The sequence below is a fragment of the Herbaspirillum robiniae genome (assembly GCF_002213415.1).
In the GTDB taxonomy this organism is placed as follows: Bacteria; Pseudomonadota; Gammaproteobacteria; order Burkholderiales; family Burkholderiaceae_D; genus Herbaspirillum; species Herbaspirillum robiniae.
Map to the genome: position 1 here is coordinate 179,405 of NZ_NJGU01000009.1, position 13,138 is coordinate 192,542.

At 66.5% G+C, this 13,138-nt stretch carries 10 protein-coding genes; 9 read left to right on the forward strand and 1 reads right to left on the reverse strand.

All coding sequences use genetic code 11. The annotated features are described in order from the left end of the window. Window positions 1-116 precede the first annotated feature (116 nt). The 8 genes from pilM (at window position 117) to CEJ42_RS17545 (ending at window position 9,258) form a co-directional block, all read left to right on the forward strand. Entirely contained in the window at window positions 117-1,031 is a 915-nt protein-coding gene (pilM, locus tag CEJ42_RS17510) for a pilus assembly protein PilM (protein ID WP_165774457.1), read from the forward strand. Next, the gene (locus tag CEJ42_RS17515; RefSeq protein WP_088751974.1) at window positions 1,028-1,630 is read left to right on the forward strand and encodes a PilN domain-containing protein; all 603 of its coding nucleotides are present in this window, start codon (window positions 1,028-1,030) and stop codon (window positions 1,628-1,630) included. Before pilM ends, CEJ42_RS17515 begins: the two co-directional genes overlap by 4 nt. Continuing rightward, window positions 1,627-2,223, forward strand: a complete 597-nt coding sequence (pilO, locus tag CEJ42_RS17520) for a type 4a pilus biogenesis protein PilO (RefSeq protein WP_088751975.1) — start codon at window positions 1,627-1,629, stop codon at window positions 2,221-2,223. The genes CEJ42_RS17515 and pilO overlap by 4 nt, the downstream gene beginning before the upstream one ends. Then, window positions 2,220-2,831, forward strand: coding sequence for a pilus assembly protein PilP (locus CEJ42_RS17525; protein ID WP_088751976.1), 612 nt, complete (start codon window positions 2,220-2,222; stop codon window positions 2,829-2,831). The genes pilO and CEJ42_RS17525 overlap by 4 nt, the downstream gene beginning before the upstream one ends. Beyond that, complete coding sequence (locus CEJ42_RS17530) at window positions 2,828-4,909, forward strand: type IV pilus secretin PilQ (RefSeq protein WP_088751977.1); 2,082 nt, start codon at window positions 2,828-2,830, stop codon at window positions 4,907-4,909. The genes CEJ42_RS17525 and CEJ42_RS17530 overlap by 4 nt, the downstream gene beginning before the upstream one ends. Before the next feature lie 194 nt (window positions 4,910-5,103). Further along, on the forward strand, window positions 5,104-6,906 hold the full coding sequence (aroKB, locus tag CEJ42_RS17535; protein WP_088751978.1) for a bifunctional shikimate kinase/3-dehydroquinate synthase AroKB: 1,803 nt from the start codon (window positions 5,104-5,106) through the stop codon (window positions 6,904-6,906). Between the two features lies 1 nt (window position 6,907). Further along, a complete protein-coding gene (locus tag CEJ42_RS17540; RefSeq protein WP_088751979.1) occupies window positions 6,908-8,059 on the forward strand; it encodes a deoxyguanosinetriphosphate triphosphohydrolase in 1,152 nt (383 codons plus the stop codon). A 467-nt stretch (window positions 8,060-8,526) separates the two neighbouring features. After that, on the forward strand, window positions 8,527-9,258 hold the full coding sequence (locus CEJ42_RS17545; protein WP_088751980.1) for a DUF5610 domain-containing protein: 732 nt from the start codon (window positions 8,527-8,529) through the stop codon (window positions 9,256-9,258). 684 nt (window positions 9,259-9,942) lie between these two features. Here CEJ42_RS17545 and CEJ42_RS17550 read toward each other — a convergent pair. Next, window positions 9,943-12,294, reverse strand: a complete 2,352-nt coding sequence (locus CEJ42_RS17550; protein ID WP_079218035.1) for a Tex family protein — start codon at window positions 12,292-12,294, stop codon at window positions 9,943-9,945. 156 nt (window positions 12,295-12,450) lie between these two features. On the opposite strand from CEJ42_RS17550, the gene pth reads away from it, so the two are divergent. After that, window positions 12,451-13,029, forward strand: a complete 579-nt coding sequence (pth, locus tag CEJ42_RS17555; RefSeq protein ID WP_079218034.1) for an aminoacyl-tRNA hydrolase — start codon at window positions 12,451-12,453, stop codon at window positions 13,027-13,029. Window positions 13,030-13,138: the final 109 nt, after the last annotated feature.

The window sequence follows — 13,138 nt, forward strand, 5'->3', positions numbered from 1 at the left end:
CTCAAGTTTCATCTATTGCCCGCACGGACGCCCCTGCCGAACAATCGTCGGCTCATTCACAACGCATCCCGGACCGTCCACGACGTCGGGACCCCATTCCAGCGAGGCTTTCCGGCGTGGCATTGTTTCCGGCATCGAATCCCTTTCGTCATTGGCGCGGCAGCGAGGCGCGCGCGAGCTGCGCCGGCCTCGACATCCGCGCCGATCGCGTCCGCCTGGCGCTGCTGCGCCGCCGGCGCCATCATCTGGAGCTGGAACTGCTGGCCGAACACGTCTTCGACTCGGCCGTCTGCGAGGGCGGGCAGATCGGCGACTTCGAATTGCTGGCGCAGGGCTGCCGCGAATTGCTCCGCAGTCGCCAGGTCGATGCCGGCGGCCTCGCCATCGCCGTCTCTACCGAAACCGCGCCGATCCCCCTGGTGCTGCCGGCCGCCTCCGACGACGTCCAGCGGCTGGCGCAGGTGCGCTCGGCGCTGGCCGCCTACGGCTTTTCCGCCGATGAATATGCATTCGATTACATCGTCGCCGGCGCGGCCCCCGCCTCCCCCGCCGACGTGCAGGTGCTGGCCCTGGCAATCCCCGCGCTGATGGTGGAAGACCGGCTGGCGCTGGCCGAGGCGCTGCAGACGCCCCTGCGCGCCATGCCGCCGGAGAACTGGTGCACCGCCGGCTTCCTGCGCGGCAGCCGGGAAGACGCGGTGCTGCGCGTGGACGCCTCAGGCGCATGGCTGTCGCTGCAGCCCTGCGAATACCGGCCGCTGCGCCGGATGCCGTCCGCGTCCCCCATCGACCTGCTGCATGAACTGGCGCCGTTGCTGCGCCGGCCGCCGCGCCGCCTGCTGCTGACCGGCGACAGCGATGATCTTGACGCCGTCGCCGCGGCGATCAGCAAATACGCCGGCATCACCACCGCCATCGCCGCCCTGCCCGCGCGCATCCGGCTGGCCGGAACGCTTGCCCGCAATGTCTTGCCGCTGGAGCTGCCGCCTTTCCATTGCGCGCTGGCGCTGGCCGCCGAAGGCTTGGCGTGAGGACCGGTTTCGATTTTTGCCGACCGCCGGAACAGCGCCGCCGCGCGCGCGAACTCTCGTTCTACCGGTGGCTGGCCTGCGCGGCGCTGCTCGGGGTCATGCCGGTGCTGGCGCTGGCCTGGCGCATCGACAGCCACACCGCCGGCATCGAGCGCGCCAACCGCCTGCTGGCGTCCGAATTGCAGGCGCTGCAGCCGCAACTGGCCAGCACGGCCCAAGCCCGCCTGCGCATTGCCGCCGCGCAGACGCGCCTGCAGGCGCTGGAGCAGCTGGCGGCCCGGCGCCGGCAGGCGGCGCGCCTGTTGCGGGCGACCGCGCGCGCATCCTCGCCCCATGCGAGGCTGCAGCGCATCGCCCTGCAGACGCAACGCGCCGAGTTGCGCGGCCACGCGAACCTGCCCGCGGAAGTGCAAGCCTTCACCGAAGCGCTGCTGCACGCCGGGCTCGACAACGTCAGCCTGCAAGACATGCGCATGGCCGGCAAGAACGCTGCCGACGGGCGCTATGAATTCACCTTGTCGGCGCCATTGCCGTCCCCGATCCCCTCTGCGTCCACGACTTCGGCCCCAACGCCCGTATCGGCAACGGTCAAACCATGAAAACCGTCCCGTTCCGACTCTCGCATCCGGCCCATTGGCCCCGCGCAGGGCGGGCATGCCTGCTGCTGTCGGCGACATTGGCATGCGCGGCGCTGGGCGCGCTGCTGTACGTGGAAGAACGCAACGCCATACGCACGATGGCGGCGAACCGACGCGCGCAATTGCAGGGGGAACTCAAGGCCGCGCTGACAAAGATCGCCGCATTGGCCCCGCTGCGGCAACAGGAGGGTGAGCTGGCCATGCGCATGGCGGCGGCCGAGGAGCAGCTGTGGCAGGAAGGCGGCGAGGCCGACGGCCTGCTGCAGGCCAAGCTGTCCCGGCGCGCGGAGGAATGCGGCCTGTCGATGGAGTCGTTCAAGCCGCTGGCCGCCGCCGGCGCGGTCCGTCCGCTTGCCGGCGACGCCGACATCAGCGTCAGCGGCAGCTACGCGCAGCTGCTGCGCTTCGTGGAGCTGGTCAGCACGCCGCCGCGTGCGGTGCTGATCGACGCCATGGAAATCACCCGCACCGAACGCGAAGGCAAACAGGCGCTGCTGATGAACGCCACCGTCAGCATCGTCCGGATCGCCGATAACAAGGAGGGCAAGCCATGAAAATCTCGATCGCCGCCGCAGCGGTTCTGGCGCCGCTGGCCGGCGCATTTGCCGCCGTGGCGGCCGGCGGCGCACGTCCCGACGAGGCCTCCGCGGCCACCGCCTGGCTGGCCGAGGCGCGACGCCAGGCAAGGCCCGATCTTGCGCTCGCCGCGCCGGTACGGCAGGCGCCCGTCGACGAGCAGGAGGCGCCCGAGGAGCTGCTGCGCGATCCGTTCGGCCTGGATGAGGAAGCCGCCGCCGACCACACCGGCTCCCCGCCCAAGCGCCATGCGAACGCGCAAGAAGAAGATGATGAGCGGCCGGCCGCCCCGCATGAACCGGCGATCCGCCTGGTCGGCACGCTGGTGCAGGAGAGCGCCGCCTATGCGGTGCTGAAGATAGACGGCTCGACGCATCGCGTGCGCGTCGGCGATACCCTCCCCGGCGAACTCGGCCGCGTGCTGCAGATACGCGAGGACGCGGTGACGCTGTCAGGCCCGGGCCTGCCGCACCTGGTGGCGATGGACAGCGCTCCGGCGCTGCACCAGGCGAAACCGGCGTCGAGGCCCGGCAAAGCCGCCCGCCCGACAAAACGCCGACTGATCCGCCCGGGAGACGAGGCATGAAGCGATGGATCAGGTCTGCACAATATCTGCTGAAAGCCCTCGTCCCGGCGTTGGCGCTGTCCTTGCCACCGGCATGGGCGCAAGACAACCGGCTTGAAAGCTTGCAGCTCAGCAAGGGCGAAGACCACACCGTCGTCGAACTGGGTTTCAGCCATCCGCCGGATCCGGACCTGCTCAGCGAATTCGCCACGCTCAATCCGCCGCGCCTGATCGTCGACATCGCCCAGGCCGCACCGGGCCGCGACCTTCCCAGGTCCACGGCGTCCACCGGCATCCTGCGCCGGGCGCTGGTGGCCGGCGACAGCGAGCGCCTGCGCCTGCTGCTGGAGCTGCGGCGCAAGACCACGCACCGGCTGCGCTTCGAAGGCAGGTTCCTGCGCATCGAACTGCGAGAACAGGCCGAGCCGTCCGTCCAGCCCGACGCAACTCCCGCGCCTCCCGCACAGATCGCCGCCATCGACTTTCGCCGCGGCCCGCTGGGCGAAGGGCGGCTGTCGGTGGAACTGCCTTCCGCCCAGGCGGCAGTCAACGTGCGCCAGCAAGGCCAGAAGATCGTGGCCGACATCCCGGGCGTCGAACTGCCGGCCGAGCTGCAGCGACGCCTGGACGTCGGCGAGTTCGCCACGCCGGTCACGCGCTACGTCGCCATGCGCCACGAGGGCGGCACGCGACTGGTGATCGAACCGCAGGGCCTGTGGCGCTACAACGCCTACCAGAGCGGATCGCGCCTGTTGATCGACATCATCCCGATCGCGCAGCAGCCCAACCGGATCGCTACCGGACGCGACTATCGCGGCGAGAAGCTCTCGCTCAACTTCCAGAACATCGAGGTGCGCTCGGCGCTGCAGGTGCTGGCTGACTTCACCGGCCTGAACATCATCGCCAGCGACGCCGTGACCGGACAGTTGAGCCTGCGCCTGAAGGAGGTCCCGTGGGACCAGGCGCTGGACATCATCATGCAGGCGCGCGGGCTGGACATGCGGCGTAACGGCGACATCATCTGGATCGCCCCGCGCGAGGAGATGCTGGCGCGCGAGCGGCAGGAGCTGGAGCAAAAGGCCATGATCGCCGACCTGGAGCCGCTGCACGCCGAGGTGTTCCAGCTGAACTACCAGCGCGCCGACGCCTTTCGCCGCGTGTTCGGCATCGGCGAGGACGGCGCGACGCTGGCCGAGCGGCGCAACGCCCTGCTCTCGCGGCGCGGCAGCGCGGTGGTCGACGCCCGCACCAACCAGCTGTTCGTGACCGATACCGTGGCCGTGCTGGGCAACGTGCGCAAGCTGCTCGAGCGCATCGACATCGCCGCGCGCCAGGTGCTGATCGAGGCGCGCATCGTCGAGGCCGACGACAGCTTCGGCCGCAACCTGGGCGTGAAACTGGGCCTCTCGGCCAAGACCAACGGCCTGGCCCTCGGCAACTCCTACGCCGGCGTGGGCGAACTGACCGGGCAGACGCCGCCGGTTCCCGGCACCTTCCTGAAGGAGCCGGCGGTGAACTTGCCGGCCCAGGCGCTGGGCGGCTCGGCGCCGGGCAGCTTCGCCTTCACGCTGTTCAACGCCGCCGCCCGGCGCTTCCTCAACGTGGAATTGTCGGCGCTGGAATCCGAAGGGCGCGGCAAGATCGTCTCCAGCCCGCGCGTGGTCACCGCCGACCAGCAGGCGGCCCTGATCGAGCAGGGCGAGGAGATTCCCTACCAGCAATCCACCAGCAGCGGCGCCACCGCCACCGCGTTCAAGAAGGCCAACCTGAAGCTGGAAGTGACGCCGCAGATCACGCCCGACGGCAACGTGATCCTCGACGTCGACGTCAACAAGGACAGCCGCGGCACGGCCACGCCGGGCGGGCTGGCGATCAACACCAAGCACGTCAGGACCCGCGTGCAGGTGGAGGATGGCGGCACCGTCGTCATCGGCGGCATCTACACGCAGACCGAGAACCGGCACGAGGCCAGGGTGCCGCTGCTGGGCGACATCCCGCTACTGGGTCACCTCTTCAGGCACAGCGCGCGGGTGCAGGACAAGACCGAGCTGCTGATCTTCCTCACGCCGCGCGTGGTCGCCGCGCCGCCCTCCCATTGAGCCGCCCGGGCGGCATCGGATCCAATTTTCCCCCGGCGAAGCGGCAAGGACGGTAAAATCGCCGTTTAGGCTCAGAAAGCTGCCGCAGGGCAATACCGCAGCGGCTTTCCGGCTTGACGCCCCGGGACTCGCGAACAACGACAAGCTCCCGGCCGCGCCAACGAACATTTGCCTGCAGTGCAGAATTCTTTGATATGACTGGAAGCATCTTCCTTGTCGGCCTGATGGGAGCCGGCAAGACCACCATAGGCCGCGCGCTGGCCAAAAAGCTTGGCAAGCGCTTCATCGATTCGGACCACGAGATCGAAGCGCGCACCGGCGCATCGATCCCGGTGATCTTTGAAATCGAGGGCGAGGAAAGCTTCCGCCGCCGCGAGGCCGAAGTCATCCGCGAACTCAGTGCGCAACCCGACATCGTGCTGGCCACCGGCGGCGGCGCCGTGCTGCGCGCGGAAAACCGCGAGAACCTGAAAAAGGGCGGCACCGTCATCTACCTGCGCGCCAGCATCAACCAGATCCTCCAGCGCACCGGGCGCGACAAGAACCGCCCGCTGCTGCAGACGGCCGACCCGCGCCGCAAGCTGGAAGAACTCTCGCGCCAGCGCGAACCGCTGTACCGCGACGTGGCCGACTTCGTGGTCGAGACCAACCGCCCGAACGTGCAGTTCCTGGTGCAGACCATCATCAGCCACCTGGAGCTCTCGCCCAAGCAAGCCGACGAACGCCCCCTCGCCGAAGAAAACGCGGTCATCATCGAACGCGCCAGCGCGGCGATGGTCACAGGCGAAGACGGCCACACCGTCTTTGCCGCCGCATCGTCGACCGTCATCATTCACAACGCCGCCGCTATCGACGGCGCCAGCCAAGACACCCGCAGCATGAACCCATCCGCCATCGCCACCGCCGCCCCGATCACCCTGGAAGTCGACCTGGGCGAGCGCAGCTATCCCATCATCATCGGCCGCGGCCTGCTGGACGACCCGGCGCTGCTGCCGCAGTTCGTCAAGGGCAAGCGCGCCGCCATCGTCACCAACGACAAGGTCGGCCCGCTCTATCTGGAAAAGCTCAGTTCGGCGCTGCGCGCGGCCGGCAAGCAGGTCACCGAGATCGTGCTGCCGGACGGCGAGGAGCACAAGAACTGGTCCAGCCTGATGAAGATCTTCGACGTGCTGCTGGCCGAGAAATGCGATCGCAAGACCACGCTGGTCGCCCTGGGCGGCGGCGTGATCGGCGACCTGACCGGCTTCGCCGCCGCGTCCTACATGCGCGGCGTGCCCTTCGTGCAGGTGCCGACCACGCTGCTGTCGCAGGTCGACTCCTCGGTGGGCGGCAAGACCGGCATCAACCATCCGCTGGGCAAGAACATGATCGGCGCGTTCTACCAGCCGCAGGCGGTGATCGCCGACACCGGCACGCTGCATACGTTGCCCCCGCGCGAGCTGGCCGCCGGCATCGCCGAGGTGATCAAGCACGGCGCCATCATCGACGCCCCCTTCTTCGACTGGATCGAAGCCAACGTCGGCCAACTGGTGGCCAAGGACGACGCCGCGCTGGCCTACGCCATCCAGCGCTCCTGCGAAATCAAGGCCGACGTGGTGCGCCAGGACGAGCGCGAGGGCGGCCTGCGCGCCATCCTCAACTTCGGCCACACCTTCGGCCACGCCATCGAGAATGGCCTGGGTTACGGCCAATGGCTGCACGGCGAGGCGGTCGGCTGCGGCATGGTGATGGCGGCCGACCTGTCGCACCGCCTGGGCTACATCGACGCCGCCGCGCGCGAGCGCATCCGCGCGGTGACCGCCGCCGCCGGCCTGCCGGTCTCCGCGCCCGACCTGGGCGAGCAGCGCTGGCTGGAACTGATGGAAGTGGACAAGAAAAACGAAGGCGGACAGATCAAGTTCATCCTGATCCGGCCGCTGGGAACCCCGCTCATTACCAACGCGCCGCAGGAGTTGCTCATGCAGACCCTGGCGGCCTGCACCGATACCGGAGAGTGACATGACACATGAAGCGCCGCCGCATCTCGCCCTCTACGCCGCCAACTCGGCAAACTCCAGGGGCCGGCGCTTCAGTGAAACGCCCCCGGGGTCGCGCAGCGAATTCCAGCGCGACCGCGACCGCATCGTCCACTCCACCGCCTTTCGCCGCCTCGAGTACAAGACCCAGGTCTTCGTCAACCACGAGGGCGACCTGTTCCGCACCCGCCTCACCCACAGCATCGAAGTCGCGCAGATCGCCCGCTCCTGCGCGCGCAACCTGCAGTTGAACGAAGACCTGGTGGAAGCCATCTCGCTGGCCCACGACCTCGGCCATACGCCATTCGGCCACGCAGGCCAGGACGAGCTCAACAACTGCATGAAGGACTACGGCGGCTTCGAGCACAACCTGCAAAGCCTGCGCGTGGTCGACGAGCTGGAGCAGCACTACGGCGCCTTCGACGGCCTGAACCTGACCTTCGAGACGCGCGAGGGCATCCTCAAGCACTGCTCGCTGAACAACGCGCGCCAGCTGGGCGACGTCGGCGTGCGCTTCATCGAGAAGAAGCAACCCTCGCTGGAGGCGCAGCTGGCCAACCTGGCCGACGAGATCGCCTACAACAACCACGACATCGACGACGGCCTGCGCTCGGGCCTGCTGACGATGGCGCTGATGAGCGAGGTCGACTTCTTCGCGCGCCACCTGCGCGAGGTGGAAGCGACCTATCCCGGCATCACCGGCCGCCGCGTGATCCACGAGACCGTGCGCCGCATGATCAACGCGCTCATCGTCGACCTCATCCACACCTCGCAATCGCGTATCACCGAGCTCGCCCCGCGCGACATCGACGATGTGCGCAACGCGCCGCAGCTGATCGCCTTCTCCGACGCCATGGCGGCCGAGGCGGCAGTGCTCAAGAAATTCCTGCGCGAGAAGCTCTACCGCCATTACCAGGTCAACCGCATGACCGCCAAGGCGCGCCGCATCATCGGCGAGATGTTCGGCATCTTCGCCGGCCAGCCCAACCTGCTGCCGCCGGACTACCAGGTCAGGGACATCGCCGACGAGTCGCAACGTCTCCACAAGCAGGCGCGCAAGGTCGCCGACTACATCGCCGGCATGACCGACCGCTATGCCATCCGCGAGCATCGCCGGCTGTTCGTGATGGAATAGGCAAGCCGGGGCGAGACGCACCGCAACGCCGTCGCGCCTGGTTGAACGCAGCGTTCCGATACGCTGCGTTTTCCCTCAGCTCATCGCTGGTGGTTTTTTATTGCAACTGTGCAAATTCATTTGCGCGCGGGCAATCGCCGCACATTTCGTTACACTTTTTTCGCAAAATATTTTGGCTTCGCACCAGCTCTGCACTGTGCGTCTCGCCTTCGCGAAAACCCTTTTCCACATTGGGATTGCGCCGGGTTGCGACGGTGAAACGGGTTGCTGCGCGCCATGATTTCCGCTGAAACCGGCAGATGTAAATTTCTGTCAATATTCAGATAGCGCGCCACCCGCCGTTATGAAGGAATGGATCGGCGCCTTGCTGTCGGGCTTATTGCCTGCAACTTGTGTTTGCCGCTCCAGCGGATCCGCCCCTCCCCCTTTCTTGATTCACGGATCCCCTCTTTTCTCAGGAGACCGTCATGGCCATCAGCACCACCAGCGGCGTCGACACCAAGTCGCTGCTGCCCAGCACCACTACTACCTCCACCACCGACTCGTCGAACCTGCCGGCGACGACAGGCGCCAACAACGACAAGATCGCCGAGGCGCAGAAGGCCAACCTGCTGACCGAGTCGGGCTCCAAGGCCCAGCTCAACGTGTCGATCCTGCAGGCCTCGCTGTCGGTGTCGCTCAATTCGCAGAACGACCCGCTGTCGCTGGTCTACAAGAGCGCAATCGAGAACATCAACGACGTGCTGCGTCCCGAACTGGGCGACAACGCCATCCAGACCGCGATGTCGCAGGACAATTCGCCGGAAGGCACCGCCGGCCGCATCGTCTCCTTCGTCACCAACCTGTTCCAGCTCTACAAGCAGAACAACCCGGACAAGGACGACGCCACCAACGCCGACGACTACATGGCGAAGATCATGAAGGGCGTCGACCAGGGCTTCAAGGAAGCGCGCGGTATCCTCGACAGCCTGGGCGTGCTCAGCGGTGACATCGCCGGCAACATCGACAAGACCTACGACCTGGTGCAGAAGGGCCTGGCCGATTTCCTCGCCAAGCTCAAGGGCCAAGACCAGGAAGGCGACGGCAGCGACAGCGGCACCGACACCGGCAATGGCAACGGCGGCACGCTGACGGCCAGCGAAACGACCGTCAGCGTCTCGATCTCGGTCAGCCAGACGCGCATCAGCACCAGCGCCTGAGTCATCTGATCGACGGGCAATAAAAAAACAGGCTGTGCCCTTGCGGGTACAGCCTGTTTTTCTTTGGCGTGCGGAAGAGAAATTGCCTGATCAGGTTGATGCTGCGGCGATTGTTGCCGGTGCTCCGGACGTCAGCCGGAACCCAGCAGCGCTTGCCATGACGCGACCGCCGCTCAACGACGCTGGATCCTGACTTTCGTCAGGATGACGGCGAGGAGGTGAGCAATACCGCGGTACGTTCTATCCATCTCACTACCTGTCGTTCCTGCGAAAGCGGGAACCCAGCGGCGTTCGTCATGCCTCGACAGACGTTCAACGACACTGGATCCTGACGTTCGTCAGGATGACGCCGGGGAGATAGCCAACACCGCAGTACGTTCCGGCCGTCTCACCACCCGTCGTTCCGGCGAAGGCCGGAACCCTGTGGCGTTCGTCATGCCTCGACAGACGCTCAACGACACTGGATCCCGACATTCGTCAGGATGACGGCGAAGAGGTAGCCGACACCGCAGTACGTTCTATCCATCTCACTACCTGTCGTTCCTGCGAAAGCGGGAACCCAGCGGCGTTCGTCATGCCGCGACAGACGCTCAACGACACTGGATCTTGACTTTCGTCAGGATGACGCCGAGGAGGTAGCCGACACCGCAGTGCGTCCCAGCCCTCTCACCCAGGCAACCCGCCTCAGCCCTTCAGCTTGGCAAACGCAGCCGCCATCGCATTGTTGGCCGGCGCCTGCTCGCGGCCGCGCTGGTTCTGGTGCTGCGACAGGCGACGGGCATCGTTGCGGTCGCCGCGTTGCTCGTTGCGCGCGCCCGGCGCCGGGGCGGTGTCGTTCAGGCGCATGGTCAGGGCGATGCGCTTGCGCTTCTCGTCCACTTCCAGCACCTTGACCTTGACCACCTGGCCGGCCTTGACCACGGTGTGCGGATCCTTGACGAAGGTGTTCGACAGTGCCGAGATGTGTACCAGGCCGTCCTGGTGCACGCCGATGTCGACGAAGGCGCCGAAGGCGGCGACGTTGGTCACCACGCCTTCGAGGATCATGTCCGGGCGCAGGTCCTTGATCTCTTCCACGCCTTCCTTGAAGGTCGCGGTGGTGAACTCCGGACGCGGGTCGCGGCCCGGCTTGTCCAGTTCCTTCAGGATGTCGGTGACGGTGGGCACGCCGAACTTCTCGTCGGCGTACTTGGCCGGCGACAGGCCCTTCAACAGCGAGGTCTGGCCGACCACGCTCTTCACGTCCTTCTGGATGTCGGCCAGGATCTTCTCCACCAGAGGGTAGGATTCCGGGTGCACTGCGGAAGCGTCCAGCGGGTTCTCGCCGTTCATCACGCGCAGGAAGCCGGCCGCCTGTTCAAAGGTCTTCTCGCCCAGGCGCGGCACTTCGCGCAGCGATGCGCGCGAAGCGAACATGCCCTTCATGTCGCGGTACGACACGATGCTCTGCGCCACGCTGGCGTTGAGGCCCGACACGCGCGCCAGCAGCGGCGCCGAAGCGGTGTTCACGTCCACGCCCACGGCGTTCACGCAGTCCTCCACCACGGCGTCCAGCGAACGCGCCAGCTGGGTCTGGCTCACGTCGTGCTGGTACTGGCCGACGCCGATCGACTTCGGGTCGATCTTCACCAGCTCGGCCAGCGGATCCTGCAGGCGGCGGGCGATCGAGACCGCGCCGCGCAGCGACACGTCCAGTTCCGGCAATTCTTTGGAGGCGAACTCCGACGCCGAGTACACCGAGGCGCCGGCTTCCGACACCACGATCTTGGTCAGCTTCAGTTCGGGGCGCAGCTTGATCAGGTCTTGCGCCAGCTTGTCGGTCTCGCGCGAGGCGGTGCCGTTGCCGATCGAGATCAGCGACACATTGTGCTTCTCGGCCAGCTGCGAGAGCGAGTGCAGCGAACCATTCCAGTCGTTGCGCGGCTGGTGCGGGTAGATGGTGTCGGTGGCCACGACCTTGCCGGTGGCGTCGACGATGGCGACCTTGACGCCGGTGCGCAGCCCCGGGTCCAGGCCCATGGTGGCGCGCGGGCCGGCGGGCGCGGCCAGCAGCAGGTCCTTCAGGTTGCGAGCGAAGACGTTGATGGCCTCGGCTTCGGCTTCTTCGCGCAGCTTGGTCATCAGTTCGGTTTCCAGGTGCATGAACACCTTCACGCGCCATGCCCAGCGCACGGTGTCGGACAGCCACTTGTCAGCCGCGCGGCTCTTGTTGGACACGCCGAAACGCGAGGCGATGCGGCCTTCGCAGGGATTGTGCGGCGCGTCCCACTTCGGCTTTTCTTCTTCGCTGTCCAGGCGCAGGGCGACGTTGAGCATCTCTTCGCGGCGGCCGCGGAACAGCGCCAGCGCGCGGTGCGAGGGAATGGTGCCGATGGTTTCGGAGTAATCGAAGTAGTCGGCGAATTTTTCGCCGGCGTCCTGCTTGCCGTCCACCACCTTGGACTCGACCACGCCGTGCTCGGTCAGGTATTCACGCAGGTTCTGCAGCAGCTCGGCGTCTTCCGAGAAACGCTCCATCAGGATCTGGCGCGCGCCGTCCAGCGCGGCCTTGGTATCGGGCACGCCCGGATTGTCGCCGTTGTCGGTGGTGAAGGCCGGCTTGATGTACTTGGCGGCTTCTTCTTCGGGGTTCAGCGTCGGGTCGCCCAGCAGCGCATCGGCCAGCTCGGTCAGGCCGGCTTCGGCGGCGATCTGCGCCTTGGTGCGGCGCTTGGGCTTGTAGGGCAGGTAAAGGTCTTCCAGGCGGGTCTTGTCTTCCGCGTGGGTGATGGCGTCCAGCAGCGCGGGCGTCATCTTGCCCTGTTCTTCGATCGAGGCGATGATCGCGGCGCGGCGGCTCTCCAGCTCGCGCAGGTAGCGCAGGCGCTCTTCCAGCAGGCGCAGCTGGATGTCGTCCAGGCCGCCGGTCACTTCCTTGCGGTAGCGGGCGATGAAGGGGACGGTCGCACCTTCGTCCAGCAAGGCGATGGCGGCAGCGACCTGAACCGGCTTGGCGACGAGTTCAAGGGCGAGTCGTTGTTCGATAGAAGGCAGCATTGTGAAACCCAGTCAACAGTAAAGAAAAACAAGCGTTGGATGATACGCAATTCAACCGCATGCGCCAATCTTGACAAGGCGCCTGCGATTGGACGGATAGGGACAAACTCGGGATAATCGCCGTTTTATCGACGCACTTCTGTCCATTTTTGCAACATGTCCATCCGTCTGATCGTCGGCCTCGGCAACCCCGGCCCTGAATATGAACAAACCCGGCACAACGCCGGCTTCTGGCTGGTCGACAACCTGGCCGGCCCGGTGCGCCTGACGCGCGAGGCGCGCTTCAACGCGCTGGCATTGAAGACCCAGGTGTCCGGCAGCGAAGTCTGGCTGCTGGAGCCGCAGACCTACATGAACCGCTCCGGGCAATCGGTGGGCGCGCTGGCGCGCTTCTACAAGATCGCGCCGGAAGAGGTGCTGGTGGTGCACGACGAGCTGGACCTGGCGCCGGGCGTGGCGCGCATCAAGAAAGGCGGCTCCTCCGGCGGCCACAATGGCCTGAAAGACATCACCGCCGCGCTGGGCACGCAGGATTACTGGCGCCTGCGCCTGGGCATCGGCCATCCGCGCACGCTGGGCCTGCAGCAGCCGGTGGCGGACTTCGTGCTGCATCGCCCGCGCAAGGAAGAGCAGGCGCTGATCAACGAGGCGCTGGACAAGAGCCTGAACGTGATCCCGCTGCTGTGCCAGGGCAAGTTCGAAGCGGCGATGATGGAGCTGCATACCGGGAAATGATGCCGCGTGCGATGCGGGGGAGTTCTTGCGCGTCACGTCGGTCACATCAGACAGGACAAGAGGACAAGAGTACGAATCAAGCAATGAGGCAATGAAGCAATGAACAAGG